This is a genomic window from Streptomyces sp. NPDC043876 (assembly GCF_056435825.1).
In genome coordinates this window covers 319828-346491 of record NZ_JBWKDV010000010.1, presented here as the reverse complement: position 1 = coordinate 346491, position 26664 = coordinate 319828, and the positions used below count along the sequence as shown (strand labels likewise).

28 protein-coding genes and 1 rRNA gene are annotated in these 26664 nt (G+C 71.8%); 20 read left to right on the top strand and 9 right to left on the bottom strand.

Going from position 1 to position 26664, the window contains the following annotated elements; all coding sequences use genetic code 11:
- The 9 genes from rrf to AC0693_RS29485 all read left to right on the top strand — a co-directional run.
- A 5S ribosomal RNA gene (rrf, locus tag AC0693_RS29525) occupies positions 1-89 on the top strand; the annotation flags it as partial.
- A 78-nt stretch (positions 90-167) separates the two neighbouring features.
- The gene (locus AC0693_RS29520) at positions 168-821 is read left to right on the top strand and encodes an HAD family hydrolase (protein ID WP_469334359.1); all 654 of its coding nucleotides are present in this window, start codon (positions 168-170) and stop codon (positions 819-821) included.
- A gap of 43 nt (positions 822-864) precedes the next feature.
- Complete coding sequence (locus AC0693_RS29515) at positions 865-2106, top strand: MFS transporter (RefSeq protein ID WP_478803331.1); 1242 nt, start codon at positions 865-867, stop codon at positions 2104-2106.
- Positions 2057-3226: an acetoin utilization protein AcuC gene (locus tag AC0693_RS29510; protein WP_478803330.1), complete on the top strand. Its 1170-nt coding sequence runs from the start codon at positions 2057-2059 to the stop codon at positions 3224-3226. The genes AC0693_RS29515 and AC0693_RS29510 overlap by 50 nt, the downstream gene beginning before the upstream one ends.
- Before the next feature lie 108 nt (positions 3227-3334).
- A complete protein-coding gene (locus AC0693_RS29505; protein WP_469318080.1) occupies positions 3335-4150 on the top strand; it encodes a phosphatase in 816 nt (271 codons plus the stop codon).
- Between the two features lie 141 nt (positions 4151-4291).
- Positions 4292-4501, top strand: a complete 210-nt coding sequence (locus AC0693_RS29500) for a helix-turn-helix domain-containing protein (RefSeq protein WP_008738568.1) — start codon at positions 4292-4294, stop codon at positions 4499-4501.
- A 152-nt stretch (positions 4502-4653) separates the two neighbouring features.
- A complete protein-coding gene (locus AC0693_RS29495) occupies positions 4654-4752 on the top strand; it encodes a 30S ribosomal protein bS22 (RefSeq protein ID WP_003948845.1) in 99 nt (32 codons plus the stop codon).
- A gap of 91 nt (positions 4753-4843) precedes the next feature.
- Positions 4844-5941: an NAD-dependent epimerase/dehydratase family protein gene (locus AC0693_RS29490; RefSeq protein WP_469318081.1), complete on the top strand. Its 1098-nt coding sequence runs from the start codon at positions 4844-4846 to the stop codon at positions 5939-5941.
- Positions 5941-6978, top strand: a complete 1038-nt coding sequence (locus tag AC0693_RS29485; protein WP_478803329.1) for a lysophospholipid acyltransferase family protein — start codon at positions 5941-5943, stop codon at positions 6976-6978. Before AC0693_RS29490 ends, AC0693_RS29485 begins: the two co-directional genes overlap by 1 nt.
- A 68-nt stretch (positions 6979-7046) precedes the next feature.
- On the opposite strand, the gene AC0693_RS29480 is transcribed toward AC0693_RS29485, so the two are convergent.
- The 3 genes from AC0693_RS29480 to AC0693_RS29470 all read right to left on the bottom strand — a co-directional run bounded on the left by AC0693_RS29480 (position 7047) and on the right by AC0693_RS29470 (position 10606).
- Positions 7047-8258, bottom strand: coding sequence for a DUF5667 domain-containing protein (locus AC0693_RS29480; protein ID WP_468471647.1), 1212 nt, complete (start codon positions 8256-8258; stop codon positions 7047-7049).
- 190 nt (positions 8259-8448) lie between these two features.
- Entirely contained in the window at positions 8449-9261 is an 813-nt protein-coding gene (locus AC0693_RS29475) for an ECF subfamily RNA polymerase sigma factor, BldN family (protein WP_356416484.1), read from the bottom strand.
- A gap of 373 nt (positions 9262-9634) precedes the next feature.
- Positions 9635-10606 carry an HAD family hydrolase gene (locus AC0693_RS29470; protein ID WP_356416487.1) on the bottom strand — a complete coding sequence of 324 codons (972 nt, stop codon included), beginning with the start codon at positions 10604-10606 and terminating at the stop codon, positions 9635-9637.
- Between the two features lie 71 nt (positions 10607-10677).
- On the opposite strand from AC0693_RS29470, the gene AC0693_RS29465 reads away from it, so the two are divergent.
- The 6 genes from AC0693_RS29465 (at position 10678) to AC0693_RS29440 (ending at position 17766) form a co-directional block, all read left to right on the top strand.
- Positions 10678-10956: a glutaredoxin family protein gene (locus tag AC0693_RS29465; protein ID WP_356416489.1), complete on the top strand. Its 279-nt coding sequence runs from the start codon at positions 10678-10680 to the stop codon at positions 10954-10956.
- Between the two features lie 273 nt (positions 10957-11229).
- The gene (locus tag AC0693_RS29460; protein WP_469318083.1) at positions 11230-12057 is read left to right on the top strand and encodes a redox-sensing transcriptional repressor Rex; all 828 of its coding nucleotides are present in this window, start codon (positions 11230-11232) and stop codon (positions 12055-12057) included.
- Entirely contained in the window at positions 12054-13832 is a 1779-nt protein-coding gene (locus AC0693_RS29455; protein ID WP_478803328.1) for a glutamyl-tRNA reductase, read from the top strand. Before AC0693_RS29460 ends, AC0693_RS29455 begins: the two co-directional genes overlap by 4 nt.
- Positions 13829-14797 carry a hydroxymethylbilane synthase gene (gene hemC, locus AC0693_RS29450; RefSeq protein ID WP_478740372.1) on the top strand — a complete coding sequence of 323 codons (969 nt, stop codon included), beginning with the start codon at positions 13829-13831 and terminating at the stop codon, positions 14795-14797. The genes AC0693_RS29455 and hemC overlap by 4 nt, the downstream gene beginning before the upstream one ends.
- Positions 14794-16461, top strand: a complete 1668-nt coding sequence (locus AC0693_RS29445; protein WP_469318086.1) for a bifunctional uroporphyrinogen-III C-methyltransferase/uroporphyrinogen-III synthase — start codon at positions 14794-14796, stop codon at positions 16459-16461. Before hemC ends, AC0693_RS29445 begins: the two co-directional genes overlap by 4 nt.
- Positions 16462-16536: 75 nt before the next feature.
- Positions 16537-17766: a HEAT repeat domain-containing protein gene (locus tag AC0693_RS29440; RefSeq protein ID WP_478803327.1), complete on the top strand. Its 1230-nt coding sequence runs from the start codon at positions 16537-16539 to the stop codon at positions 17764-17766.
- Here the strand turns inward: AC0693_RS29440 and AC0693_RS29435 are convergent.
- Positions 17744-17983, bottom strand: a complete 240-nt coding sequence (locus tag AC0693_RS29435; protein WP_478803326.1) for a DUF397 domain-containing protein — start codon at positions 17981-17983, stop codon at positions 17744-17746. The two genes, AC0693_RS29440 and AC0693_RS29435, sit on opposite strands and share 23 nt — an antisense overlap.
- The gene (locus tag AC0693_RS29430) at positions 17980-18765 is read right to left on the bottom strand and encodes a helix-turn-helix domain-containing protein (protein ID WP_478803325.1); all 786 of its coding nucleotides are present in this window, start codon (positions 18763-18765) and stop codon (positions 17980-17982) included. The genes AC0693_RS29435 and AC0693_RS29430 overlap by 4 nt, the downstream gene beginning before the upstream one ends.
- A 163-nt stretch (positions 18766-18928) precedes the next feature.
- Between AC0693_RS29430 and AC0693_RS29425 the strand changes: the two genes are divergently transcribed.
- The 4 genes from AC0693_RS29425 (at position 18929) to AC0693_RS29410 (ending at position 21310) form a co-directional block, all read left to right on the top strand.
- Positions 18929-19381, top strand: coding sequence for an ATP-binding protein (locus AC0693_RS29425; RefSeq protein ID WP_478803346.1), 453 nt, complete (start codon positions 18929-18931; stop codon positions 19379-19381).
- A 2-nt stretch (positions 19382-19383) separates the two neighbouring features.
- Positions 19384-20385 carry a porphobilinogen synthase gene (hemB, locus tag AC0693_RS29420; RefSeq protein ID WP_469318090.1) on the top strand — a complete coding sequence of 334 codons (1002 nt, stop codon included), beginning with the start codon at positions 19384-19386 and terminating at the stop codon, positions 20383-20385.
- A gap of 61 nt (positions 20386-20446) precedes the next feature.
- Positions 20447-20989: a hypothetical protein gene (locus AC0693_RS29415; protein WP_356416513.1), complete on the top strand. Its 543-nt coding sequence runs from the start codon at positions 20447-20449 to the stop codon at positions 20987-20989.
- A 48-nt stretch (positions 20990-21037) separates the two neighbouring features.
- The gene (locus AC0693_RS29410) at positions 21038-21310 is read left to right on the top strand and encodes a DUF1876 domain-containing protein (RefSeq protein WP_356416516.1); all 273 of its coding nucleotides are present in this window, start codon (positions 21038-21040) and stop codon (positions 21308-21310) included.
- Positions 21311-21412: 102 nt separating this feature from the next.
- Here AC0693_RS29410 and AC0693_RS29405 read toward each other — a convergent pair whose 3' ends face one another.
- From AC0693_RS29405 to argS, 4 genes are all read right to left on the bottom strand, one after another.
- Positions 21413-21703, bottom strand: coding sequence for a hypothetical protein (locus AC0693_RS29405; RefSeq protein WP_478803324.1), 291 nt, complete (start codon positions 21701-21703; stop codon positions 21413-21415).
- Complete coding sequence (locus AC0693_RS29400) at positions 21700-22047, bottom strand: DUF6247 family protein (RefSeq protein ID WP_478803323.1); 348 nt, start codon at positions 22045-22047, stop codon at positions 21700-21702. The genes AC0693_RS29405 and AC0693_RS29400 overlap by 4 nt, the downstream gene beginning before the upstream one ends.
- Before the next feature lie 131 nt (positions 22048-22178).
- Positions 22179-22730: a hypothetical protein gene (locus tag AC0693_RS29395; RefSeq protein ID WP_478803322.1), complete on the bottom strand. Its 552-nt coding sequence runs from the start codon at positions 22728-22730 to the stop codon at positions 22179-22181.
- Positions 22731-22913: 183 nt separating this feature from the next.
- On the bottom strand, positions 22914-24692 hold the full coding sequence (gene argS / locus AC0693_RS29390; RefSeq protein WP_478803321.1) for an arginine--tRNA ligase: 1779 nt from the start codon (positions 24690-24692) through the stop codon (positions 22914-22916).
- A 180-nt stretch (positions 24693-24872) separates the two neighbouring features.
- Here argS and lysS point away from each other — a divergent pair, with 180 nt between their 5' ends.
- Complete coding sequence (lysS, locus tag AC0693_RS29385; RefSeq protein ID WP_468471672.1) at positions 24873-26603, top strand: lysine--tRNA ligase; 1731 nt, start codon at positions 24873-24875, stop codon at positions 26601-26603.
- Positions 26604-26664: the final 61 nt, after the last annotated feature.

Below are 26664 nucleotides of genomic sequence, written 5' to 3'. Positions count from 1 at the left end.
CCGGTTACATTTCGAACCCGGAAGCTAAGCCTTTCAGCGCCGATGGTACTGCAGGGGGGACCCTGTGGGAGAGTAGGACGCCGCCGAACAATTATCGTGGGAAAGCCCCGCACCTTATGGTGCGGGGCTTTTCTGCGTTCCGGGCCGGACATGCGTAGGGTCGGGACATGAGCTACGACCTCGTGATCTTCGACAACGACGGCGTGCTGGTGGACAGCGAGCCGCTCTCGAACACCATCCTCTCCGGGTACCTGACCGAGCTGGGGCATCCCACCTCGTACGAGGAATCGCTGCGGGACTACATGGGGGCCGCGGTTCACCGGGTGCACGACACCGTCCTGGAGCGGACGGGCGAGCGGCTGCCCGACGACTTCGACGACACCCTGCACGCGCGGGTGTTCGCCGCGTTCGAGCGCGACTTGCAGCCGGTCCCGGGCGCCACTGCCGTCCTGGAGGAACTCACCGCTCGCGGCATCCCGTACTGCCTCGCCTCCTCCGGGAGCCACGAGCGGATCCGGGTCGGGCACCGCACCACCGGCCTCGACGAGTGGTTCGAGGAGGAGTGGATCTTCAGCTCCGAGGACGTCGGCAAGGGCAAGCCCGCCCCGGACCTCTTCCTGCACGCCGCCGAACGGATGGGCGCCGACCCCGCGCGCTGCGTCGTCGTCGAGGACAGCCCGCTCGGCGTCCGGGCCGCCCGGGCCGCGGGGATGGACGTCTTCGGCTTCACCGCGATGACGCCGGCCGAGCGGCTCGCCGGCGCCACCGGCCTGTTCGGGGAGATGAAGGAGCTGCCGGGGCTTCTCCAACTCGATATGTGATCGCTCTACCCACCGGTAGCCCCCGGGCCTACGCTGAGCCGCCATGACAGCAGACGTGCGGCTGCGCCGTGGACGAGGGTCCCTGGGCTTCAGCTTCTTCGTACAGGGCGTCACCTTCGCGCTCCTGGTGACCCGGATCCCCGCGATACAGGACCAGTACGGGATATCCGACGGCCTCCTGCCCGCGTTCCTCGCTGCCGTCCCCGTCCTCGCCGGTGTGGCGAGCGTGGGGACCGAGCACCTGGTGAAGCGGGTCGCGCCCGGCACCGTGCTCCGGTGGGCGCAGCCGCTGGTCCTGCTCGCGCTCCTCGGCGCCGGGGCCGGTACGCGGATGTGGCACGTCGCCCTGGCGCTGGGCGCCTTCGGGCTGGCGGTGGGGGCGCTGGACGCCTCGATGAACATGCTCGGGGTGAGCCTCCAGCAGACGTACGGCCGCAGCATCATGCTGGGCTTCCACGCCTCGTACAGCCTCGGCGGCATCGTCGGCGCGTCCGCCGCCTGGGCCGGGGCCCACTGGCACCTGTCGCTCTTCACCAGCTACCTGCCGGCCGTGGTCATCCTGCTGCCGCTCGCCTTCATCGGCAGCCGGTACTACGTCGACCGGCGCGCCGCCGACGGCCAGGGAGCCGGCCTCCCGGGCGCGGAGGGCACGGAGAAGGGGCTGGGGGCGGGCGGGTTCACGCTGCTGCTGCCGCTCTGCCTGGTGATGGCCTGCGCCTACATCGGGGATTCGACGGTCTCCAACTGGAGCGCCAAGTACCTCCAGGACGTCCTGGACAGCTCCGAGCAGCTCGCCACCGTCCCCTACAACGTCTACATGGTGACGACCCTGATCGGGCGGGCCGTCGGTGACCTCGGGGTGCGGCGTTTCGGCGCGGTGGCCGTCGTACGGGCCGGGACGCTCGTCGCGGCGGCCGGTTTCGCGGTGGTGGCCGCCGCGCCCGGTGCGTGGGTCGGGATGCTCGGGTTCACCCTGCTGGGGATCGGGCTGTGCGTGATCGTGCCGCAGACCTTCGCCGCGGCGGGCCGGCTGTTCCCCGGGGCCTCGGACACGGCCATCGCGCGGCTCAACATCTTCAACTACGTGGGGTTCCTCGTCGGGGCGCCGCTGGTGGGGGCGCTGGGTGACGCGTGGAGCTATCGGGGGGCCATGCTCGTACCGATGGCGCTGGTCCTGGTGACACTCCTCTACGCCCGCTCGTTCGCCGCGGAGGGCGCCCGATACGGTGGCGGGCATGAGCGGCCGCGGGTTGTTGATGTGGGACGAGGCGGTAACGAAGTATGACTTCGGGCCCGGCCATCCGATGGATCCGGTGCGCCTGGCGCTGACCATGGGCCTGGTGCGGGCCTTCGGGCTCGACGGGGCGATGGACGTGCGGGCCGCGAAGGCGGCCGGTGATTCGACGCTGCGGCTGGTCCACCGCGAAGAGTACGTCGCCGCGGTGCGGGAGGTCTCGGCCGATCCCGGGGCCGCCGACGGCTCGTACGGTCTGGGCACCATGGACGATCCGGCCTTCCGCGGGATGCACGAGGCCTCCGCGCTGATCGCCGGGCAGTCGGTGGGCGCTGCGGAGGCGCTCTGGCGCGGGGACGCGGCGCACGCGGTGAACTTCGCGGGCGGGCTGCACCACGCGATGCCCGGGGCGGCCGCAGGGTTCTGCGTCTACAACGACGCCGCCCTCGCGATCGCGCGGCTGCTGGAGCTGGGGGCCGAGCGCGTCGCGTACGTGGACGTGGACGTGCACCACGGGGACGGCGTCCAGGCGGCGTTCTGGGACGACCCGCGGGTGCTCACGGTCTCCCTGCACGAACATCCGCGGACCCTGTTCCCGCAGACCGGCTGGCCGGAGGAGACTGGTGGGCCCGCCGCCGAGGGATCGGCCGTCAACGTGGCGCTGCCCGCCGGGACCGGGGACGAGGGCTGGCTGCGGGCCTTCCACGCCACCGTGCCCGAGCTGCTGGCGGACTTCCGGCCGCAGGTGCTGGTCACCCAGCACGGCGCGGACACCCACTTCGAGGACCCCCTCGCCCACCTCGCCGTGTCGCTGGACGCGCAGCGGGCCGTGCAGGAGGCCTGCCACGAGCTGGCGCACGCGCACGCGGACGGCCGCTGGCTCGCGCTGGGCGGCGGTGGCTACGCGATCGTGGACGTCGTGCCGCGGTCCTGGACGCACCTGGTGGCGATCGCCGCCCACCGGCCGCTGGATCCCGCGTCGGTGGTCCCGCCGGCGTGGCGCGACGAGGTGTACGCGCGGACGCGGCAGCCCGCACCGGCCCGGATGACGGACGGGCGCACGCCCGGGTGGCGGGAGTGGGAGGCCGGGTACGACCCGGCGGACCGCGTCGACCAGGCGGTGCTGGCGACGCGCCGGGCGGTGTTCCCGCTGCGCGGGATGCTGCCCTGAGCGGCGGTCCGCGCGTGCGGCGCGCTGCGCAAGCGCCACATTAGGCCAACTTGGTTGCTGTTTCCCGTAATTGATGATCAGTCGGGTCCGCTGCGGCAGCATCGGAGGGTGTTGAGCACCGGCGCCCTGCGTGCGCATCTGCTGGCCGCCCGGTTGGCCGGGCCCGTCGCCACCTCCCGCGAGGAGAGCCTGCGCAGCTACCGGCTGTTCGCGGCCCGGGACCCGCGCGTGCTGCTGGGGCTGGACCCGCGCGGGGGCTGGGCGCAGCCCGAACTGCTGCGGCTGATGGCCGACAAGTGCGGGGTCTCGGCGGATCCCGCGCACGTCAGCGGTCCGGACGTGATCGATCCGGAGCGGACGCTGGCCGGGCTGGACGCCTTCGCGCGGCGGTTGCGGGAGGCCGCGCTGGCCCGTGCTCCGGTGCTGTTCGGCACCGGTCACCCGCACCGGCTCCTGGGGTTCTACGCCGATGTGGCGCGGGCGTTGTCGTCGGTGGGATGTGCTGTCCTCACTCCGGCGCAGGGGGTGGCGGTGGACATCGTGACGCGGTTCGGCGTACGTACGTACCGGCTCGGCTACGTACGGGGGGTCGCGCTGGTACAGGAGCCCGGCGCGCGGGCGGCGGGGGGCGCCACCGGGGCGCACACCCATTCGCCGCTGCCGGTTCGGATCGCGCTGGGGGCGCTGGCACAAGCGGGCCGGCCGCTTCCGGAACTGGTGGTGGGGGACCACGGATGGGTCTGCGGCGCAGGTCAGCTCGGTTTCCCGGCCATCGGGCTGGCCGATACGGACGACCCGGCGCTGTTCGTCGGAGAGGCCGAGGGAAGCGTCTCGGTGGCGGTTCCGCTTGATGACGGCGTGCCCGCGGAGTACTACCGGCCGCTCACCCGGTACGTGCTGGGGCGCGCGGGGCTCACGCGCTGAGGTGTGGCCGGGACTGGTGCCTGTAGCTCCTCTTCCCCACTCGTATCACCCGCCCCTACTCTGGGGAGTGAGCGTGCGACGACGGGGTGTAACCGGAGGGGAAGCCGGTGCCCGTCATGCGCGGAAGGTCAAAGGTGTGTCATGGCTGCTGGCGAGAGGCCTCTCAGTGAGGTTCAGTTCCTGACCGTGGCGGAGGTCGCCTCGGTGATGCGAGTGTCGAAGATGACCGTGTACCGGCTGGTGCACAACGGGCATCTGCCCGCGATCCGGGTGGGCCGGTCCTTCCGGGTCCCCGAGAATGCGGTCCACGAGTACCTCCGAGAGTCCTATGTGGGGGTGGAGTCGGCCTGAGACTGAGGTTCCCGGCCACCCTCGGCCGCAGGCGGATTACGGGCTCAGAGTTCTGGCGGGTAGGCTAGGCCGACGTAGGTCGTGTGGGCCCAGACGCCCCGCACCGATCCCCGCTAGCGCGGGGATGTTCCGAGAAGTGAGCGAGGGTAGTCGTGGGCTCTGTTATCAAGAAGCGGCGCAAGCGGATGGCCAAGAAGAAGCACCGCAAGCTGCTCAAGCGCACCCGCGTGCAGCGCCGTAACAAGAAGTAAACGGCAGCTGTACGTGTTTTCCGCAGCCCCTCCACCATCCTGGTGGGGGGGCTGTGGTGCAGCCGGGGTACGACGAGGGAGGCGCTGAGCAGTGGGGAAGGTCGTGCTCGTGACCGGGGCAGCCCGGCAGCTGGGAGGCCGATTCGTACGCCGGATCCAGCGCGACCCGGAGGTCGGGCGGGTGATCGCGGTGGATGCGAGCACACCGCCGCACCGGCTGGGATCGGCCGAGTTCGTCCGTACGGACATCCGGCAGTCGGCGATCGCGCGGGTACTGGCCGAGTACGCGGTGGACACCGTGGTGCACCTCGCGGTGACCGGGGGCGGCGGTGTGGGAGCGGGCGGCGCGGGAAGCGCCGTGAAGGAAACGAACGTCATCGGGACGATGCAGCTCCTCGGGGCCTGCCAGAAGTCCCCGACGGTGCGGCGCCTGGTGGTGAAGTCCAGTACCGGTGTGTACGGGGCGGCGCCGCGGGACCCGGCCGTCTTCAGCGAGACCACCCAGCCCAAGTCGCTGCCCGCCGTGGGGTTCGCGAAGGACGCGGTCGAGGTCGAGGGCTACGTACGGGGCTTCGCGCGCCGGCGGCCCGACGTGGCCGTGTGCGTGCTGCGCTTCGCCAACATCCTGGGGCCCTTCGCGGATTCGGCGCTCGCCGAGTACTTCTCGATGCCGGTCATGCCGACCGTGCTGGGATACGACCCGAGGCTCCAGTTCGTCCACGAGGACGACGTGCTCGACGTCCTGGGGCTGGCGGCGGGCGAGCCCCGGCGCGGGACCCTGAACAGCGGGACCTTCAACATCGCGGGGGACGGCGTGCTGCTGCTGTCCCAGTGCTCGCGGCGGCTGGGGCGGCCCACGGTCCCGCTGCCGCTGCCCGCGCTCACCTGGGTGGGCTCCGCGTTGAAGGCGGTCGGGATCACCGACTTCACGCCGGAACAGACCAGACTGCTCACGCACGGGCGGGTCGTGGAGACCTCCCAGATGCGTGAGGTGCTGGGATTCAAGCCGATGTACACGACCGCCGAGACCTTCGCGGACTTCGCGCGGAGCCGGGGGAACGGGCTGCTGCCGCCGGAGCGGGCGGCGCGGGCCGTGGACCGGGTGGCGGGCGCGCTGAAGGTCGACGTTGCCGTTGCAGGAGCCGGGTCCGGAGCCGGATCCGCGGCCGAAGAGGGAGTGCAGCGATAGTGGCGGACGCCAAGGTCATTCCGTTCGACGAGGACCGTCCGCGCCGGCGGGCCCGGCGGGTGCGGTCGGTCGCCGCGTCCGACGCCGGGGCCGGGGGCGCTCCGGGGGCCGGGGCGGGGTCGGCTGCCGCCGCCTCGGAGCCGCGGGCGGCGGCGCCCGCCGCGGCCGTCGCGGCCGCGCCGGAGCCGGCCGCGCCGAGCGGCTGGGAGCGGCGGCTGGCGGGCGGGCTGGCGTTCCTGCGGCGCCGGGTCACCGGTGACTACGAGGTCGACGACTTCGGGTACGACAAGGAGCTGACCGACCAGGTCCTGATGTCGGTCCTGCGGCCCGTGTACGACAAGTACTTCCGGGTCGAGGTCAAGGGCATCGAGAACATCCCGAAGGAGGGTGGGGCGCTGATCGTGGCCAACCACTCGGGGACGCTGCCGCTGGACGGCCTGATGCTCCAGGTCGCGGTGCACGACCAGCATCCGGCGCAGCGGCACCTGCGGCTGCTGGCGGCGGACCTGGTGTTCATGCTGCCGGTGGTCAACGAGCTGGCGCGCAAGGCCGGGCACACCCTGGCGTGCGCGGAGGACGCGCAGCGGCTGCTGGAGGCGGGGGAGCTGGTCGGGGTGATGCCCGAGGGCTTCAAGGGCATAGGGAAGCCCTTCGAGGACCGCTACAAGCTGCAGCGGTTCGGGCGCGGGGGCTTCGTGTCCACGGCGCTGCGCGCGGGGACGCCGATCGTGCCGTGCTCGATCGTGGGGGCGGAGGAGATCTACCCGATGATCGGCAACGCCAAGACGCTGGCGCGGCTGCTGGGGATCCCGTACTTCCCGATCACTCCGACGTTCCCCTGGCTGGGACCGCTGGGGGCGGTGCCGCTGCCGACGAAGTGGACGATCCAGTTCGGTGAACCGATCGCCACGGACGGGTATCCGCCGGAGGCGGCGGAGGACCCGATGCTGATGTTCAACCTGACGGACCAGGTGCGGGAGCAGATCCAGCACACGCTGTACAAGCTGCTGGTGCAGCGGCGGTCGGTCTTCTTCTGATCGCTCACCGCGGGCATTCTGCGCGGAGAACGCCGGCGGGGCCGCTGGGCCCCGCCGGCGTCCGGCCGTCAGTCCACGTCCTCGCCCTTGATGCCGAGGCCCGGGAGCAGGCCCGGGAGCAGGGGCGGCAGGGTGATCTCCGGGTGCGGGATCTCCGGTGCCACCGGCGGCAGATGGCTGCCGCCCGCCGGGGGCGGGTCGAGCAGGCCGTCGGGGCCGCCGATGAGACCGCCGGAGCCCGCGGACGGGGAGCCCGAGGGGGACGGCGCGGGGCCCGAGGAGCCGCGGGAGGGGCCGGTGCCCGGGTGCGGCGGCGTGGAGTGCTGCTTGCCGCCGGTGCCGGGCTTCGCCGGGGTGCCGGACGCGCCGGGTCCCCGGGTCTGCTCCGGAGGCTTCGGCAGCAGCCCCTGGTAGGGCTGCACGTCATCGTCTATGGCCTGGAAGACCGACGTGACTTCTTCGCCCACGTCCGTGAGCTGGGCCGGGAGCTTCTCGCGGAGCCTGCCCCAGGTGTCGCGGTGCGAGCGGGAGAAGGACGACAGGGTCTGGATCGGGCCGAGCGAGCCGTCCCGATCATGGGCGGACTGGAGGAGGCGGTGGCCTTCCTCCGCGTCGTGTTTCATGCCCGCGAGGGCGCGGCGGATCTCGCCCAGCACCTCGTGGTCCAGCGCACCCGGCGACCTGCCGCGCTCCATCAGGCGACGGGCCTCCGCCAGCCGGTTCGAGGCCTGGTCGAGATAGAGCTCGCCCCGGTCCGAATCGTCGTCGGCCATGCCCAGCTTGATGTCCTCCATGCCCAGCTTCACCGGGTACAGCGAATCACCCGGCAGGGCGTCGGTGCTGGCAGCGGCCACTCCGCTGAAGGCTCCCGCGGCCACACCGACCGTGAGGCCGCCCGCTGCGATGCCCTTGGACCAGCGGGAGCGGGGCCGCAATTTCCGGAGCGAGGTCGCCCGGTGGGCGCCACGACCGGTCCGCTGTTCGGGCACCTGAGGGTCCGCGGCGGCACCGCCCCCGGACCTCTCCTCCATCACCATGGTCTCCATGGCTGCCACGAGCTGTGCTCGTTGCACCACTTTGACATCGGCGTCCATCTGCGGGCGTGGCATTTCGCCGAGCGCACTCGCCAGGGCCAACAACCGGTCGCAGTCGGCAGGTTCGGCAGGTGCCTCGGACTGCTCGGCCGCCGGCTCCGGTTCCGAGGGTTCGGACGGGGTCCGATCCTCCAGGGCCTGGGCGAAGGCGTTCGCCCGCCGGTGCGGAGAAACGTTCGCGATCACTGGCGGCACCTCCTCTCGTCATGACGATCGACTCCCCGGGGTGTCCGGAAGGTTGCCTTCCTTGAGCACATCCACCCTTTCGAGTGATCGGCTTTCGGCAGGGCGTGTCCACAGGGAGCCTGCATTCCGCACAACGAGCCACGCGGCACTTGGGTTACGGACGAAGGATGATCGGACCACAGCGGCATGGTCAGCGGGCGTCGTCCGGGAGGAGCCGGGCCAGGGTCCGGACCGCCCGGTACTGCAAGGTCTTGATCGCGCCCTCGTTCTTCCCCATCACCCGGGCCGTCTCGGCGACCGAGAGGCCCTGCAGGAAGCGCAGGGTCACGCACTCCTGCTGCTGGGGGTTGAGCTTCCGTACGGCCTCCAGCAGCGCCGCGTTGGACAGGGACTCCAGGACGGAATCCTCGGGGCTGCGCTCCACCTCGTTGGCGTCCAGCATCTCGCCGGTCGTGACTTCCAGGCGGAAGCGGCTGGACTTGAAGTGGTCCGCCACGAGGTTGCGCGCGATCGTCACGAGCCAGGCGCCGAAGTCGCGGCCCTGCCAGGTGAAGGTGGAGATGCGGCGCAGCGCGCGCAGGAAGGTCTCACTGGTGAGGTCCTCCGCGGTCGCCTTGCCGCCGACGCGGTAGTAGATGTAGCGGTAGACGGTGTCGCTGTACTGGTCGTACAGGCGGCCGAAGGCATCGGCCTCGCCGGCCTGGGCGCGCTCGACCAGGTCCATCATCCGGGCGCTGTCGCTGTCCGCGGTGGGACGGCGCGCGGCGGGCGCGGTCGTGCTGGTGCCGCCGCTGGACCCGGCGCCCGCGCGGCCTCGTCTGCCCACGGTCGCTCCGCCATCCGTCAGGGCATAGCAAGGACCTACGGGGCCGAGGCCGGCGGGGACCGAGGCGGCGAAAACGGGGACGGCGTACGCGGTGGGGACGAAGCCACGCAGGTGGTCGATGACCGTTGCGCGCAGCGTAGCCAGGCCCGAGGCGTCAACCCCGACAGGTGGGTACACGGGACTCCCAGAGGCAGAGCTTCCATCACGTGCAGTGCGGGACCGTTCACTCGTCGTGGCGACGAATGGGCGGCGGCATGCGTTTGAGGAGAATAACGCTTCGTACAGGCAGCGCTACACCTAGTTGCACAAATCACCGGTTCCGTCGCTTCCGTTGCGTGTCGAGGGCATATTCAGTCGCACTACGTGATCGGTTATTGATCACTTCTGCACGCGGAATGGTGCCTTCCGAGGCCGCTCACGACCGATCCGGGCATGCCGGAATGCCGCGCCCGGGGCGCGGGTAGGCAGGGGGAATGCCCGTCGCGGGCCCGGGGGCCGGGCGCGGGGGCGGGTGGTTCCGGGCGGGAAGCCGGTGGTGGGCGCGCGAGCGCTACTTGCGGCGCCGGTGCAGGGCGATCGCGGCGGCCGCGCCGCCCGCGATCGCGCCGACTCCCGCGGCGGCCGGGACGCCGACCTTCACGGCCTTGCGGCCGGTGCGATAGTCGCGCAGCCGCCAGTCGTGGGCGCGGGCATGCTTGCGCAGTTTCGTATCGGGATTGATCGCATAGGGATGTCCGACCAGCGACAGCATCGGGATGTCGTTGTGCGAGTCGCTGTAGGCGGCGCAGTGCGCGAGGTCGAGCCCCTCGGCGGTGGCCAGCGCCCGGACGGCCTCGGCCTTGGCGGGGCCGTGCAGCGGCTCGCCCACCAGGCGCCCGGTGTAGACGCCGTCCACGGATTCGGCGACGGTGCCCAGCGCTCCGGTCAGGCCGAGCCGGCGCGCGATGATCGTGGCGGTCTCCACGGGCGCGGCCGTGACGAGCCACACCTTCTGGCCCGCGTCGAGGTGGGCCTGGGCCAGGGCGCGGGTGCCCGGCCAGATGCGCTCCGCCATGTACTCGTCGTAGATCTCCTCGCCGATCGACATCAGCTCGCAGACGCGGTGGCCCTTCACGATGGACAGGGCGCTGTCGCGGGCGTCCTGCATGTGTTCGGGGTCCTCGACCCCGGCCAGCCGGAACCAGGCCTGCTGCCAGGCGAAGCGGGCCAGCTCGCGCCGGCGGAAGAACGCGCGCTTGTAGAGGCCGCGTCCGAAGTGGAAGATCGCGGCGCCCTGCATGACGGTGTTGTCGAGGTCGAAGAAGGCTGCGGCCAGTTCGTCGCCCGCGACGGGGAACTCGGGCTCGGCGGGCTCGGGAGGTGCGGTGTCCTGTGGCGCGAGGGAGTCCAGGGAGAAGCCGATGGCGGCCGGATCCTCGGCCAGCGCGGTCTTGCGGGCGGCTTCGGCCGAGGCCTCGCCTGCCAGCACGCTCCGCGCGGTGGCGGAGCGCCTACGGGGGGTGAGCCATCCCAGAGAGGACATGACGCGAGCATAGCCACTGTGTTCGGAACTCCCCGAACCCGGCGGATTCCCGGCCGGTGAACAATGGGCGCATGAGTCCTTTGCTGCGCCGTAAGGAAAAGAAGAGTCCGGCAGAGCGGATGGTCACCTTGATCGGCAAGCCCGGGTGCCATCTCTGTGACGAGGCCCAGGAAGTGGTCGCGGCGGTGTGCGCCGGCACGGGGGCGCAATGGGAGAAGAAGGACATCTCACAGGACGAGGAGCTCCACCGCTTGTACTGGGAGCAAATTCCGGTGGTCCTGATCGATGGCGAACAGCACACCTTCTGGAGGGTGAACCCCGACCGGCTCAGGCGGGCGTTGGAGGCCTGACCCTTCCGCCGGTTACCATCATGGGCGATTTGTGGGGTCTCGGGGGCGTATCGATGAGGGATGTGTGCGGTTTTGCCCCCTTCGGGATTTGAACGGGTTCGGCGCGTCGATGGTTCCGCGCCAAGGTGGCCGGGGCGCGTGACCCCGGTCACTTTGCTCGGACAAATTGGACACTATCTTTGTGCACGCGTTCACAAAGACATAGCCTGCATCCGACGGGGTGGTCCTGGGACACGAGGCCACCTGCAGCCCCGCTCATCCCGCAGGAGCATCGTGGCAACTGGCCGAACTCACCGACCGGCGACCCGCAGCCGAGGTATTCCCGAGGCCACTGTCGCCCGGCTTCCGCTGTACTTGCGCGCCCTCACCGCGCTCTCCGAGCGCTCGGTACCCACGGTGTCCTCCGAGGAGCTGGCGGCCGCCGCCGGAGTGAACTCCGCGAAGCTGCGCAAGGACTTCTCCTACCTCGGTTCCTACGGGACCCGCGGCGTGGGCTACGACGTCGAGTACCTCGTCTACCAGATCTCCCGCGAGCTCGGGCTGACCCAGGACTGGCCCGTCGTCATCGTCGGCATCGGCAACCTCGGCGCGGCCCTCGCCAACTACGGCGGCTTCGCCTCGCGCGGCTTCCGCGTGGCCGCGCTCATCGACGCCGACCCGGCCATGGCCGGGAAGCCGGTCGCGGGCATGCCGGTGCAGCACACCGACGAGCTGGAGAAGATCATCTCGGAGAACGGCGTCTCCATCGGGGTCATCGCGACCCCCGCGGGCGCCGCCCAGCAGGTCAGCGAGCGGCTGATCGCGGCCGGAGTGACCTCCATCCTGAACTTCGCGCCGACCGTCCTGTCGGTGCCGGACGGCGTGGACGTGCGCAAGGTCGACCTCTCGATCGAGCTGCAGATCCTCGCCTTCCACGAGCAGCGCAAGGCCGGCGAGGGCGCCGCGGCGGCCGCGGCCGCCGCCGGCGAGGACGAGGACCTCCCGGTCCCCGCGCCCTCCCTGCCGCAGCCCGCCGCAACCCGCGCCCCGGCCGCGGCCGTCGCCGCCCCGGCGCGCAAGAACGGCCCGGAGGGCGACGTACCGGCGGTGATGCCGGCATGAGTCTGCTCGTCGTAGGGCTGAGCCACCGCAGCGCGCCGGTCAGCGTGCTGGAACGCGCCTCCCTCACCACCGATGCCAAGGCGAAGCTGCTGCACGACACCCTGGCCGCCGAACCGGCGACCGAGGCGGCCGTGCTCGCCACGTGCAACCGCATCGAGCTGTACGCCGACGTGGACAAGTTCCACGCCGGTGTCGCCGAGCTGTCCACGCTCCTCGCGCAGCACAGCGGTGTCGCGCTGGAGGAGCTCACTCCCTATCTCTACGTGCACTACGAGGACCGGGCCGTCCACCACCTCTTCTCGGTGGCGTGCGGGCTGGACTCGATGGTGGTCGGCGAGGGCCAGATCCTCGGCCAGATCAAGGACGCGCTCGCGCTGGGGCAGGAGCTCCACACCGCGGGGCGCCTGATCAACGACCTCTTCCAGCAGGCGCTGCGGGTCGGCAAGCGGGCGCACTCCGAGACCGGGATCGACCGGGCCGGGCAGTCGCTCGTCACCTTCGGGCTGGAGCAGCTCGCCGGGCGGGTGCCGGTCGTGGACTGGGCCGGCGGCAAGCGGGCGCTGGTGATCGGCGCCGGTTCGATGTCCTCGCTGGCCGCGGCGACGCTCGCGCGGGTGGGGGTGGCGGAGATCGCCGTCGCGAACCGTACCGCTGCGCGGGCCGAGCGGCTGGTGGAGATCCTGTCCGCCGGGGGCGCTGCCGCGCGGGTCGTGCCGATGGGTGACGTGGCCGGTGAGCTGACACGAGTCGACGTGGTGGTGTCCTGTACCGGGGCCACCGGGCTGGTGCTGACCGGGGACGACGTGGCCGGCGCGCTGGCCAAGGGCGATGCCGAGGCCGGTACCGGTACCGGGGGCGCAGGCGCCCTGCCGGGACCCCGGGGCTCCGCCCCCGACCCCGCGCCCCAAGCTCCGGCGGGGCTGGACGTGGCCCGGCCCGGGCTGGACCGTGCGCTCGGTGCCGAGGCGCGGGTCGGGTCCGTGCGGGACGCCGAGGTCGTGGCGCGGCTCGTGGCCGCGGCCGAAGGGGGGCGGCGGCTGGCGGATGCCGGGGCCGCCCGTACCCTGAGCGCCGCCGCGGTCACCGAGGCGGACGGCTGCCCCGTCGGGGCCGACGCGCTCGCCGCCGACGGGCGCTCCGCGCTCACCGGGGTCGACGCGAACGCCCTGGAGCTGCACGGGACCTGGGCCGACCAGGGCGAGGCCGCCGCGCAGCGGCAGCCGCGCCGGACCGGCCGGGCCCTGGACGCGGGTGCCGAGGTACGGCTCGCCTTCCTCGACCTGGCCATGCCCCGCGACATCGACGCCGCCGTGCACCGGATCCCCGGGGTGCGCCTCGTCGACATCGAGTCGCTCGCCGAAGCCTCCGCCGACGCGCCGATGGCCGCCGACGTGGACGCGGTGCGCACCATCGTCGCGGACGAGGTGGCCGCCTTCGGGGCGGCCCAGCGCGCCGCGCGCATCACCCCCACCGTCGTCGCCCTGCGCGCGATGGCCGCCGAAGTGGTGGCCATGGAAGTGGCGCGGCTCGACGGCCGGGTACCCGATCTCGACGAGCGGCAGCGGGCCGAAGTGACCCAGACCGTGCGCCGCGTCGTCGACAAGCTCCTCCACGCGCCGACCGTGCGCGTCAAGCAGCTCGCGAGCGAGCCCGGCGGCGCCGGGTACGCCGAGGCGCTGCGTGAACTCTTCGACCTCGACCCGCAGACGGTGGCATCCGTCAGCCGGGCTGACGCGGCCGATCCGAAGAACGACGACCCAGGACGGGCATCATGAACTCACGTCCCGACCAGCCCCTCCGGCTTGGGACACGGCGCAGCAAACTGGCCATGTCCCAGTCGGGACACGTGGCCGAGGCGGTCAGCGCCGTCACCGGCCGGCCCGTCGAACTGGTGGAGATCACCACCTACGGCGACGTCTCCAAGGAGCTGCTCGCGCAGATCGGCGGGACCGGTGTGTTCGTCACCGCCCTGCGTGACGCCCTGCTGCGCGGCGAGGTCGACTTCGCCGTGCACTCGCTCAAGGACCTGCCGACCACGCAGCCCGACGAGCTGGTGATCGCCGCGATGCCGCAGCGCGAGGACGCGCGCGACGCGCTCGTCGCGCGCGACGGCCTGACCTTCGCGCAGCTGCCCGACGGCGCCCGGATCGGTACCGGTTCGCCGCGCCGCATGGCCCAGCTGAACCATTACGCCCGCGCGCTCGGCAAGGTGATCGAGACGGTCCCGATCCGGGGCAACGTCGACACCCGCATCGGGTTCGTGCGCGGTGGCGAGCTGGACGCCGTGGTGCTGGCCGCCGCCGGGCTCAACCGGATCGGCCGCGGCGACGAGGCGACCGAGCTGCTGTCGGTCGACAGCGTGCTGCCCGCTCCCGGCCAGGGAGCCCTCGCGGTCGAGTGCCTCGCGTCCAACGCGGACCTCATCGCCGCGCTCGGTGAGCTGGACGACCCGTACACGCGGGCCGCCGTCACCGCCGAGCGTGCCCTGCTCGCCGCCCTGGAGGCCGGCTGCAGCGCCCCCGTGGGCGCGCTCGCCGACCTCCTGGCCGACGGGCAGACTGTCAACGAAATGCGCCTGCGGGGTGTCGTCGGAACGCTCGACGGCGCGACGCTGGTGCAGCTGTCCACCACCGGACCCGTCCCCCACTCGTACGAAGAGGCAGTGGCGCTCGGCCGCGAACTCGCGGACGAGATGCTGGCCAAGGGCGCGGCCGGTCTGATGGGGGAGCGATCGCTTTGAACCCCTCACGTCCCACCACCCCCGCCTTCGCGGCCGTTCCCGCGCACGGGCAGGTCACCTTCCTCGGTGCCGGCCCGGGCGACCCGGGACTGCTGACGCTGCGCGCGGTCGAGGCCCTCGCGGCCGCCGATGTGCTGATCGCGGAGCCGGAGGTGCTGGAAGTCGTCCGTACGCATGCGCGCACGGGTGTCGACACGCCTCAGCTGACGGTTGCTGACGAGAAGTCAGCAGCCGCCGGTGTACCGGTCATCCGGGACGCGGCCAATCTTGTCATGGAGGCCGCGCGCTCGGGCAAGCGGGTCGTCCGTGCGGTGACCGGCGACCCCGGTCTCGACGGGACCGCCGCCGAGGAAATGCTGGCCTGCGCCAACGAGGGGATCCCCTTCGAGGTCGTGCCGGGCGTCGCCAACGCGGTGGGCGTGCCCGCCTACGCCGGGGTGCCGCTGCGCGGCCGGTCCGGCGCGGACGTGCGCTTCGTCGACGCGAAGAACGCCTCGGCCCGCTGCTGGAGCGAGGTCGGCGCCAGCGACGGGATCCTGGTGGTCTCCGCGACCCTGGAGACCGTCGCCGCCGCGGCCGCGGAGCTGGTGAGCGCCGGGCGCAAGCCCGACACCGAGCTGACCGTGACCGTGGGCGGTACGACGACCCGCCAGCGGACCTGGACCGCGACCCTGGGCACCATCGCCCAGGTGTTCAAGCAGGGCAAGGTGCTCCCCTCGCCCGAGGGCGGCCGTCCGGTCATAGCCGTGGTCGGTGAGCACGGCGCCGCCGCGCGGCGCGAGGAGCTGGCCTGGTTCGAGTCGAAGCCGCTGTTCGGCTGGCGGGTGCTCGTGCCGCGGACGAAGGAGCAGGCCGCTTCGCTCTCCGACCAGCTGCGCTCCTACGGCGCGGTGCCGCACGAGGTGCCCACCATCGCGGTGGAGCCGCCGCGCACCCCGCAGCAGATGGAGCGGGCGGTCAAGGGCCTGGTGACGGGCCGCTACGAGTGGATCGCCTTCACGAGCGTCAACGCGGTGAAGGCGGTGCGGGAGAAGTTCGAGGAGTACGGGCTCGACGCGCGCGCCTTCGCCGGGATCAAGGTCGCCGCGGTGGGCGAGCAGACCGCGGCCGCGCTGGTCGAGTTCGGCGTGAAGCCGGACCTGGTGCCGAGCGGCGAGCAGTCCGCGGCCGGGCTGCTGGAGGACTGGCCGCCGTACGACCCGGTCTTCGACCCGATCGACCGCGTCTTCCTGCCGCGCGCCGACATCGCGACCGAGACGCTGGTGGCCGGGCTGATAGAGCTGGGCTGGGAGGTCGACGACGTCACGGCCTACCGGACCGTGCGCGCGTCGCCGCCGCCGGCGGACACCCGTGAGGCGATCAAGGGCGGCGGCTTCGACGCGGTGCTCTTCACGTCGTCCTCGACCGTGCGCAACCTGGTCGGCATCGCGGGCAAGCCGCACAACGTGACGGTCATCGCCTGTATCGGCCCGGCGACGGCGAAGACGGCGGAGGAGCACGGCCTGCGGGTCGACGTCCTGTCGCCCGAGCCGAGCGTGTCCAAGCTGGCGGAAGCCCTGGCCGAGTACGGGGCCGCTCGCCGCGACGCGGCGAAGGAGGCCGGCGAGGCCGTGTGCCGGCCTAGCGAGCGCAGGCCGGGGGCGCGGCGGCGTCGTACGACCTGACCTGCCGGTCGTGGAATGACCCCTACCGGGGCCCGGGTGCGATGCGCGCCCGGGCCCCGTGGCATGTTCGGGGCCATGGGGGATCTGATCGCGGCGGTGACGGCGTACGACCACGAGGCGGCCGGGGAGTTGGTGGCGGCCGGGGCGGACCCGTGCCGGGTGCTGCCGGACGGGACGACCCCGCTGCTGCGGGCCGTCGAGGGCGGTTCCCCGGCGGTGGTCTCGGCGATGCTCCATGCCGATCCACAGGCGCGGTGGCCGGAGGCGGAGCGGGCCCGGCTGCTGGCGGCGGCCCGCCGGTGGTCGGAGGCGGGCGCGGAAGCGGAGCTGCGGCGGCTCACGGGGGCGCGGGGGCCGGTGGAGGTGCGCGCCGTCGAGGAGGAGTGGACCGACATCGAGGAGCTCTCCTTCGGCGGGGCGACGGTCCGGGACGGGCACGCGGGCGTGTTGACCGCGCTGGAGCGGGCGTTCGGCATCGCGACGCCGCTCGGGGAACTCATCGACCGGGCGGCCCGGTACCCGGACGTGTGCCACGCCGTGTGGGCGCAGTCCCGGGCCGCGGTGGTGTCGGGGCCCCTCGTGCGGAGCTGGGAGGAGGTGCTGGCCTTCCGGACGCACCCGTCGCCCGACCATCGCCGTTTCGTGATCGACTACTTGGCGTCCCGGAGCTGGTGCGTGAACGTCGGCGCGGACTCCTACGAGGAGGAGTGCCGCGTGCTCTTGGCCTGGGCGGCGGGGGAACCGGACGCGGGCGTGCTCGCCGCGCTCCTCGATGTCTTCACGGGCGAAGAGGACCTGGACACCGAAGCGGCGGCCCTGCCCCATGTGGCGCATCCGGACGCACGGGTGCGCCGCGAGGTGCCGTACTGCCTGCACCGGCTCGGCTTCCCGCTGACGCCCGTGTCCAGGACGGCCCTGCACGCCTTGGCGGGCGATCCGGACGCGGGGACGCGGTGTGCGGCGGCCGGTGTCCTCGGCCATGCGCGGGAGTCGACGGCTGCCACCCGGGAAGTTCTCCTCGGACTGCTGGGCGACCCCGAGCACGCCGTACGGCTCGCCGCCGCCGGAGCCCTGGCGGCGTGGCCGCACCACAGGGCGGAGGAGGTCGAGCGGGCGCTGGTGGCCCTGCTGGACGAGGAGGACCAGCTGCTGCGCCTGGAGGGTGCCTACGGGCTGGCGCTGCGGGACGACCCGCGCACGCCGGAGGCGTACGAGCGGGTGGGCCCGCTGGGGCCGGAGTTTGAGCACGATAGCCGGGCCGACGAGCTGTGGCGCTGGGAATTCAGGCAGCGACCCAGCGGGTGAGGCCGACCCAGGCGGCGGGGGAGACGGCGAGGGTGGGGCCGTCGGTGACCTTGGAGTCCCGGACGTGGACGGTGTCGGTGCAGGGTGCGACTTCGACGCACTGGTCGCCTTGGTCGCTGCTGTGGGAGGACTTCCTCCAGGCGAGGGCGACCTCCAGGCACTGCGCGCCCTCCTCGCCGCTGTAGCTGGACTTGAACCACTTCAGTGGGATGCTCATCGCTCTCCTAGTAGCCGGTCCAACAAAGCTTTCGTGTCGGTGCAGTTGAGGGCTTGCGATCGCAGCATTGCATACCTCTGGGCGAGGTTGCTGACCTCGTTCGGGTCGCTCATGAGAAAACTGCCCCGCTGGGATTCCGAATAGGCGAAGTGCTCGAACTCCGGAGTTTCCAAGAGGATGAACGGGCCGCTCAGGCCCGCATGGGTGGTGCCACCAAGGGGCAGCACCTGGAGAGAGACGGCCGGTCGATCAGCGCAGGCCCGGAGGTGGCGCAGCTGTTCCCGGTGGACGTCGTCACCGCCGAGGCGGTCGCGCAGAGCGGCTTCCGAGATGACGAAGCTCAGCGTTGGCGGGATCGCGCGGTCCAAGACCGTTTGGCGGCCGATACGGCGGGCGGTCTGCGTCTCGATCACCTCCTCGCCCGTGTACGGGATACGGGACTTGAACAGGGCGCGAGCGTATTGCTCTGTCTGCAGCAGGCCAGGTACGAGGAGGACTTCGTACCACGAGAGTGCTACTGCTTCGGCCTCCCGGGCGAAGTACTCCTCCACCCAAGGCGGGAGCACGTCCACGTCAGGCATTCGGTCGGCGGCGACGGTCAGTAAACCCGGCAGTCCCAGGATTTGGTCCATCCGCTTGGCAACATCCGGCATCAGGACGCGGCGGCCCTGCTCAATCGAGGCGAGGGTCTCGACGTCGATATGCAGTTTGGCGGCGAGGGCGCTCTGGGTCATTCCCTTGGCTACGCGGGCTGCGGAGACCAGGGCGCCGACCATCTTCATCGACGTCACGTTGGGCCGTGACTGCTTCCTTGGAGACATGAGGGTGAACTCCCTGTGTCCGCACGAGGGCTATCCGAGCTGACCCGTACTCCTGAGGCAGTACGGGTCCTGGCTCTTCTCCACGCTAGTCACGCACCGCGACCATCACCTTGTGAACGTGGAAATGGATGTGGCCGTGCTGCGTGAGCGGGTCTACCCTCGCAGCCGCCAAACTGTGCACTGTGCAAGGCAGTTCGCCCGAGTGACACTGCACGCGTGGGGTGTCACACAGCGCCAGGACGAGATGTTGCTTTGCGTGAGCGAGCTGGCGACCAACGCCCTGCTGCACGGTGTCCCACCCGGGCGGGGGTACCGGCTGCGGCTGCTGCGGTGCGGGGGCTACGTACGGTTCGAGGTTCACGACAGCGGCGGGGGACGGCCGTGCGTGGCGGACCGGGATCCGGCGGCCGAGGGCGGTCGCGGGCTGCTGCTCGTGGCGGCGCTCGCGGACCGGTGGGGGGTCGGGGTGCGGGTGCCCGGGAAGGTGGTGTGGTGCGAGTTCGGGCTGGGGGAGAACGGCCGACGCGACCCCCTACGCTGGGAGGCGACTGCTGTCGATGCTCGAAGAGGCGACTGAAGATGAGCGCGTACGGATCCTTCCCCGGCTCGCGGCCCCGCAGGCTCCGCACCACCCCCGCCATGCGGCGGATGGTCGCGGAGAACCGGCTGCACCCCTCCGACCTGATCCTCCCGGCGTTCGTCCGGGAAGGCATCAGCGAGCCCATCGCGATCTCGGCCATGCCGGGCGTCGTCCAGCACACCCGGGACACGCTGCGGAAGGCCGCGGCCGAGGCCGTGGCGGCGGGCGTCTCGGGGATCATGCTCTTCGGCGTCCCGGCGGACGAGAACAAGGACGCGCTCGGCACGGCGGGCACGGAGCCGGACGGCATCCTCCAGCTCGCGATCCGCGACGTGAAGGCGGAGGTCGGCGACGACCTCGTCATCATGTCGGACCTGTGCCTGGACGAGTTCACCGACCACGGCCACTGCGGCGTGCTGGACGAGCACGGCCGGGTCGACAACGACGCGACGCTGGAGCGGTACGCCGAGATGGCGCAGGTCCAGGCCGACGCGGGCGTCCACGTGGTGGGGCCGAGCGGCATGATGGACGGGCAGGTCGGCGTGGTCCGCGACGCCCTGGACGAGACGGGCCACGAGGACGTCGCGATCCTGGCGTACACGGCGAAGTACTCCTCCGCCTTCTACGGCCCCTTCCGCGAGGCCGTCGCCTCCTCGCTCCAGGGCGACCGCAAGACGTACCAGCAGGACCCGGCGAACTCGCGGGAGTCGATGCGCGAGCTGGCGCTCGACCTCGAAGAGGGCGCCGACATGGTGATGGTGAAGCCCGCGGGGCCCTACCTGGACATCCTGTACCGGGTCGCGCAGGCCGTGGACGTGCCGGTGGCCGCCTACCAGATCAGCGGCGAGTTCGCGATGGTCGAGGCGGCGGCGGAGAAGGGCTGGATCGAGCGCGAACGCGCCATCCTGGAGACCCTGACCGGCATCAAGCGCGCGGGTGCCGACACGATCCTGACGTACTGGGCGACCGAGGTCGCGGGCTGGCTGCGCGAGGTGCGCTGAGCGGATCCGGGGTCCGGATCCGCCTTCCTGAACCGGTCGCGGGCAGGCGACACTTGGGGTCATGACCGGTGACGACCCCGCCCCCGCGCCGGACCCCGTGGAGTACCTGGAACGGGTGCTGTGGGAGGCCTTCCGGCGGGCCTGCGCCACCATGCGGCTGCACGACGCGGTGCAGCGGCGGATCTGGGCCTTCCGCTCGCCGCGGGTGGAGGCGCTGGGCTGGTTCCCGGACGAGGGCGAGTCGGCGGGCCTGCGGTCCCTGCTGGCGCGGGCGGACGCCGAATGCGCCGTGTACGTACGCGAGTCGCCCGGTCCGTGGCCGCCGGCCGGTCCGGGGGCGGACCCGCGCGGGACGCGGTTGGTGGTGGCCGCCGCCGTCTGGCCGGGCGCGGGCCTCTCGGGCCTGCGGATCGCCGCGTACGGCCGGGACGGATCGCTGGAGGAGGTTACCGGCGACGGGGTGCGGCTGGAGGACACCCACCTCGACGTGCCGTGGCTACGGTCCTGCCTGCCGATGGCGGTGACGCTGCCGGTGCCCCGGCCCCCGCTGCGGGCCCTGGAGCGGTGGCGCCGGGCGGCCGGGGCCCGCTTCGACTGGCTGTAGCGCGGGGCGGGGCGCAGGCTGGAGGCAGAGGCCTGGAGGTGGTCCGTCATGTCCACGCTCGTCGGATGGCATGTGGAACTGGAATTCTCCGAGGAGGGCCACCGCACCAGCACGGCGGCGCTGCTCAGGCTCGGTGACGGCTCGGAAGTGCGGGGCCGGGGGTACGCGATGCGGCACCCCTCCGACCCGGAACAGTTGCGGGTCGGAGAGGAGATCGCGGGCGCGCGGGCCCTGATGGACCTCGCGTCCCAGCTGCTGCAGAAGGCGCACGGTGAGATCGACGCGGCGACCGGCCGGCACTCCTACCCGCTCAACCACTGAACGGACCGCGTCCCCGGGACACCGGAGACACCGGGACGGCCTCCGGTCAGGCGGGCTGTCCCGGGGCCTTCGCCGTGATCACCGCGCGTCCGTCCTGCCCGGCTACTGCCAGAAGATCTCTTCCACCACGATCTGGGGCTCGGCCACCCGAGGAAGGAAGACGAACCGGACCCAGCCGCGGTTGCCGTCGAAGTAGGCGATGTGCGGGCCCCGGGGGACGGTGGAACGTGCGGGCTCCACGTTGTAGCAGTGGTACGGATGGCGTGCGGTCAGCAGCTCGAAAACGGTCTCGCGGAGCGCCTCGCGGACATCGTCCGTGAGGCTGAGCCGGTACTTCTCGGCGTCCTGGGTGTAGTCCACGGCCCAGGGCGGCCCGGTGAACTCTTCGCTCACTCGCCGGGCTCCAGGTCCCGCAGCCCGTGCCGGATGCGGGAAGCCTCGTCCAGGAACTTGCGGGCCGCTTCGGAGTCGGTGGCCGCCGCCGCCCGTGCTTCGAGTTCGGCGACGTGCCGGTCGAGCCCGGGATCGCGTGCGAGGGCGTACTCCGCCCACCAGCGGGCCATGAACCCGGGGACGGGCCCGATGTCGTACGCGTCGGCGATCTGTCGCCGCCAGGAGGCGTCGAAGTCGGGCAGCAGCTCCGGGGCATGAAATGCCATGGCAGCGCGCAGAGCCTTCGGTGTGTACTCCGGCATGGGCGGCACGGATTCGTCGGGCGCGGGCATCGCGGGCGTCATTTCCGCTTCCTCCTCGGATCGGACGCCTCCACCCTAGCCGTCCGCTTCCGGTCCGTCCGGGGAACGCGACGGCCCCCGGGGCGGGTGCGCCGGGGGCCGTCCGGGTGTTAATCGGAGCCGCTGGTGACCGCTTACGGGCAGAGGTGGTTCGGGCGCGGGTGGCAATCGCCGGGGTCGGTCGGGTCGACGGGGCCGCCGGGCCGGTGGTTCGACCACCACAGCGGGGTGGACCCGCTGTAGACCACCATGTTGCCGCCGTCCTGGATCGCCAGGTAGGCGCCCGGGTGGTGGTCGGTCGCGCTGTTCCACAGCGGGCGCATGGCGGCGTCGTAGGAGACGAGGTTGCCGTCGGCCTGCACGTAGAAGGTGTTGCCGTAGCCGTAGCTGCCGACGGCCGTCCAGATCGCGACGTTGTCGCGGTACAGCACCACGTGCCCGTCGTACTGCTGGATCAGCATGGTCCGCTGGTCGGGCGAGTACCAGGCTTCGCCGCGGTTCAGGCCAGCGGTGCCGTGGATGACGGTCTGCGGGACGGTGACGTTCACGGCGGCCGGGGCGGCGACGGACGCCGACGGCGGGGCCGCCGGGGCGGCCTGCGCCGTCGCGGCGCCCAGACCGGCCGGGACCAGGGCCAGGACGGTGGCGGCCACCCATAAGGCGGGGCGGATGCGAACTCGGTTCATGCGGACTCCCTGCGGTCGATCCGGATGGACGTCCGCAGGCTGTCAGTGGAATCCGGGACACAGCAGCAGGAATTCGGCCGTTTCACCACAGGTCCGGAAACGACCGTCGGCCCCGCCTCCGGTGCGGAGGCGAGGCCGACGACGGCCGGTTCCGGGTCGGCGCGGAGCCGGCCCGGAGGCGCGTCAGAGCTTCTCGGGCGTCCTGATGACCAGGAGGGACATGCCCTTGGAGAGGGTGCGGGCGGTGAGGTCGGCCAGGAAGAGGCGGTTCTCGCCTACGGCGAGTTCCGGCTCCGGCTTGATGACCGGGCACTGGTCGTAGAACGTGGTGAAGAGCGAGGACAGCTGGTAGAGGTACGCCGCCAGCTTGTGCGGCGCGTACTCCTTCGCCGCCTCCTCGATCAGTTCGCCGAACGTGTCCAGGTGCAGGCCCAGCGCGCGCTCGGCCGGGGCCAGCTCCAGCTCCGGGTGCGCGAGGGGGCTGCGGTCGCCCGCCTTGCGCAGGATGGAGCGGATGCGGGCGTACGCGTACTGGAGGTAGACCGAGGTGTCGCCGTTCAGCGAGACCATCTGGTCCAGATCGAACTTGTAGTCGCGCGCGGCGGAGGTGGAGAGGTCCGCGTACTTCACCGCGCCGATGCCGACGTGCTGACCGTTCTCGACGATCTCGGCCTCGGTCAGGCCGACCTTCTCGGCCTTCTCGCGCACCACCGCCGTAGCCCGCTCCACGGCCTCGTCCAGGAGGTCCACCAGCCGGACCGTCTCGCCCTCGCGGGTCTTGAACGGCTTGCCGTCCTTGCCGAGGACGGTGCCGAAGGCGAGCTGGACGGCCTTGGTGTCCTCGTTCAGCCAGCCCGCGCGGCGGGCCGTCTCGAAGACCATCTTGAAGTGCAGGGACTGGCGGGCGTCCACGACGTACAGGAGGGTCGACGCCTTGAGGTTGCCGACGCGGTCGCGGATCGCGGACAGGTCGGTCGCGGCATAGCCGAAGCCGCCGTCGGTCTTCTGGACGATCAGCGGGGTCGGGTTGCCGTCCGGGCCCTTGACGTCCTCGAAGAACACGCACAGCGCCCCGTTGGAGCGGACGGCGACGCCCGACTCCTCCAGCAGGCGGCAGGTCTCCACCAGCATGTCGTTGTAGCCCGACTCGCCGACGACGTCGGCGTCGCGGATGTCCATGTCCAGCTTGTTGAAGACGGAGTAGAAGTAGATCTTCGACTCGTCGACGAAGCGCTGCCACAGCGCGAGGGTCTGCTCCTCGCCCGCCTGGAGGTCGACGACCCGGGCGCGGGCGCGGGTCTTGAACTCCTCGTCGGAGTCGAAGAGCGCGCGCGAGGCCTTGTAGAGGCGGTTGAGGTTCGACATCGCCTCTTCGCCCGAGACCTCCTCGCGCGGGCCGTGGTCCAGCTCGTGCGGGTGCTCGATCAGGTACTGGATGAGCATGCCGAACTGGGTGCCCCAGTCGCCGATGTGGTGGCGCCGCACCACGCTCTCGCCGGTGAACTCCAGGATCTCGACCATCGCGGCGCCGATCACGGCGGAGCGCAGGTGGCCGACGTGCATCTCCTTGGCCACGTTCGGCTGCGCGTAGTCGATGACCGTGGTGCCCGCGGTCGGCGAGAGCGGCACGCCGAGGCGCGCGTCGGCGGCGCGGGCCGCCAGGGTCTCGATGATCGCCCGGTCGGTGACCGTGATGTTGAGGAAGCCGGGTCCGGAGACCTCGATCTCCTTGATCAGGTCGCCCTCACCGCCGGCGGGGATCCCGCCGACCACGGTGGTCGCCAGCTCGCGCGGGTTGGCCTTGGCCTTCTTCGCGAGCGCCAGGATGCCGTTGGCCTGGAAGTCGGCCCGGTCGCTTCGTCGCAGCAGCGGGTCCGCGCCACCGGCCTCCGGCAGGGCGGAGGCGAGGGCGTCGGCGACGCGCTGGTTGACGGACGAAGCGAGGGAAGGGACCGAGGCCATGAGCTGCCGTTCCTGTGAGGATGTACTTGAGCGCGCGGCGGGGCGCGCACTTGGGTGTTCCGACAAGTGCCGAGTATCCCACGCGGGCGCCTTCGGTTTCACGGGAGAAAACAACCGCGGAGCCCTCTCTTCCGTCTGGGAGAATGGCAGCAGCCAGCATTCGAGATAGAAGGACGTGTCGTGGCTCAGAGCAGCACCGAGACCGACTGGGTCTCCCGTTTCGCGGACGAGGTCATCGCCGAGGCGGAGCGCCGAGCACCCGGCAAACCTGTCGTCGTCGCGTCCGGACTCTCCCCGTCGGGGCCGATCCACCTGGGCAACCTCCGCGAGGTCATGACCCCGCACCTGGTCGCGGACGAGATCCGCCGCCGGGGCATCGAGGTGCGGCACGTCCTGTCCTGGGACGACTACGACCGCTACCGCAAGGTGCCGGCCGGCATCCCGGGCGTGGACCCCGAGACCTATGGCCAGTACATCGGCATGCCGCTGACCGCGGTCCCCGCGCCGGCCGGCTCCGCGTACGCGACGTGGGCCGAGCACTTCAAGGCCGCCATGGTGGAGGCGCTGGCCGAGCTGGGCGTCGAGTACGACCCGATCAGCCAGACCGAGCAGTACACGACGGGCGTCTACCGCGAGCAGGTGCTGTTCGCGATGAAGCACCGCGGCGACATCGACGCGATCCTCGACCAGTACCGCACCAAGCAGAAGCCGGGCGGCAAGAAGCCCCAGCAGAAGCAGGTCGACGAGGCCGAGCTGGAGGCCGCCGAGGGTTCGGGCGCCGCCGCCGAGGACGACGGCAGCGTGGGCGAGGGCGGGTACTTCCCGTACAAGCCCTACTGCGGTCAGTGCGGCAAGGACTTCACCAAGGTGACGTCCTACGACGACGAGAGCACCGAGCTGACCTACGTCTGCACCGAGGACGCGTTCACCGAGACGGTCAAGCTCAGCGAGTTCAACCGCGGCAAGCTGGTCTGGAAGGTCGACTGGCCGATGCGCTGGGCCTACGAGGGCGTGATCTTCGAGCCCTCCGGCGTCGACCACTCCTCGCCCGGCTCGTCGTTCCAGGTCGGCGGCCAGATCGTGCACATCTTCGGCGGTGAGCAGCCGATCGGCCCGATGTACGCGTTCGTCGGCATCAGCGGCATGGCGAAGATGTCCTCCAGCAAGGGCGGGGTCCCGACCCCGGCCGACGCGCTGAAGATCATGGAGCCGCAGCTGCTGCGCTGGCTGTACGCCCGCCGCAAGCCGAACCAGTCCTTCAAGATCGCCTTCGACCAGGAGATCCAGCGGCTCTACGACGAGTGGGACAAGCTGGAGGCCAAGGTCGCGGACGGCAGCGTGCTGCCCGCCGACGCCGCCGCGCACGCGCGCGCCGTGCGGACCGCCGCCGGTGAGCTGCCGCGCACCCCGCGGCCGCTGCCGTACCGCACGCTCGCCTCGGTCGTGGACATCACGGCCGGGCACGACGAGCAGACGGTCCGCATCCTCAACGACCTCGACCCCGCGAACCCGCTGGGCTCGCTGGACGAGGTACGCCCGCGGCTGGACCGCGCCGAGAACTGGATCACCACCCAGGTCCCGGCCGACCAGCGCACCCTGGTGCGCGAGGAGCCCGACACGGAGCTGCTGGCCTCGCTGGACGACGAGGGCCGCGAATCGCTGCGCCGGCTCCTGGACGGCCTGGACGCGCACTGGTCGCTCGACGGGCTGACCACGCTCGTCTACGGCGTGCCGAAGGTGATGGCGGGCCTGGAGCCGGACGCCAAGCCGACGCCGGAGCTGAAGGTCGCGCAGCGGACGTTCTTCGCGCTGCTCTACCGGCTGCTGGTGACCCGGGAGACCGGGCCGCGCCTGCCCACGCTGCTGCTCGCGGTCGGGGCGGACCGGGTGCGCAAGCTGCTCGCCGTCTGAGTCCGGTGCGAGAAGGGCCCGAACCCCCGCGGGGGTCCGGGCCCTTCTCCATGCCATCCGG

What these genes read in the sequence shown, in the direction of transcription:
- AC0693_RS29520 (WP_469334359.1), top strand. Translation starts at nt 168, where the DNA reads ATGAGCTACGACCTCGTGATCTTCGACAACGACGGCGTGCTGGTGGAC.
- AC0693_RS29515 (WP_478803331.1), top strand. Translation starts at nt 865, where the DNA reads ATGACAGCAGACGTGCGGCTGCGCCGTGGACGAGGGTCCCTGGGCTTC.
- AC0693_RS29510 (WP_478803330.1), top strand. Translation starts at nt 2,057, where the DNA reads ATGAGCGGCCGCGGGTTGTTGATGTGGGACGAGGCGGTAACGAAGTAT.
- AC0693_RS29500 (WP_008738568.1), top strand. Translation starts at nt 4,292, where the DNA reads ATGGCTGCTGGCGAGAGGCCTCTCAGTGAGGTTCAGTTCCTGACCGTG.
- AC0693_RS29470 (WP_356416487.1), bottom strand. Translation starts at nt 10,606, where the DNA reads ATGTCCTCTCTGGGATGGCTCACCCCCCGTAGGCGCTCCGCCACCGCG.
- AC0693_RS29465 (WP_356416489.1), top strand. Translation starts at nt 10,678, where the DNA reads ATGAGTCCTTTGCTGCGCCGTAAGGAAAAGAAGAGTCCGGCAGAGCGG.
- AC0693_RS29455 (WP_478803328.1), top strand. Translation starts at nt 12,054, where the DNA reads ATGAGTCTGCTCGTCGTAGGGCTGAGCCACCGCAGCGCGCCGGTCAGC.
- hemC (WP_478740372.1), top strand. Translation starts at nt 13,829, where the DNA reads ATGAACTCACGTCCCGACCAGCCCCTCCGGCTTGGGACACGGCGCAGC.
- AC0693_RS29440 (WP_478803327.1), top strand. Translation starts at nt 16,537, where the DNA reads ATGGGGGATCTGATCGCGGCGGTGACGGCGTACGACCACGAGGCGGCC.
- AC0693_RS29435 (WP_478803326.1), bottom strand. Translation starts at nt 17,983, where the DNA reads ATGAGCATCCCACTGAAGTGGTTCAAGTCCAGCTACAGCGGCGAGGAG.
- AC0693_RS29430 (WP_478803325.1), bottom strand. Translation starts at nt 18,765, where the DNA reads ATGAAGATGGTCGGCGCCCTGGTCTCCGCAGCCCGCGTAGCCAAGGGA.
- AC0693_RS29425 (WP_478803346.1), top strand. Translation starts at nt 18,929, where the DNA reads ATGGATGTGGCCGTGCTGCGTGAGCGGGTCTACCCTCGCAGCCGCCAA.
- hemB (WP_469318090.1), top strand. Translation starts at nt 19,384, where the DNA reads ATGAGCGCGTACGGATCCTTCCCCGGCTCGCGGCCCCGCAGGCTCCGC.
- AC0693_RS29415 (WP_356416513.1), top strand. Translation starts at nt 20,447, where the DNA reads ATGACCGGTGACGACCCCGCCCCCGCGCCGGACCCCGTGGAGTACCTG.
- AC0693_RS29410 (WP_356416516.1), top strand. Translation starts at nt 21,038, where the DNA reads ATGTCCACGCTCGTCGGATGGCATGTGGAACTGGAATTCTCCGAGGAG.
- AC0693_RS29400 (WP_478803323.1), bottom strand. Translation starts at nt 22,047, where the DNA reads ATGACGCCCGCGATGCCCGCGCCCGACGAATCCGTGCCGCCCATGCCG.
- AC0693_RS29395 (WP_478803322.1), bottom strand. Translation starts at nt 22,730, where the DNA reads ATGAACCGAGTTCGCATCCGCCCCGCCTTATGGGTGGCCGCCACCGTC.
- argS (WP_478803321.1), bottom strand. Translation starts at nt 24,692, where the DNA reads ATGGCCTCGGTCCCTTCCCTCGCTTCGTCCGTCAACCAGCGCGTCGCC.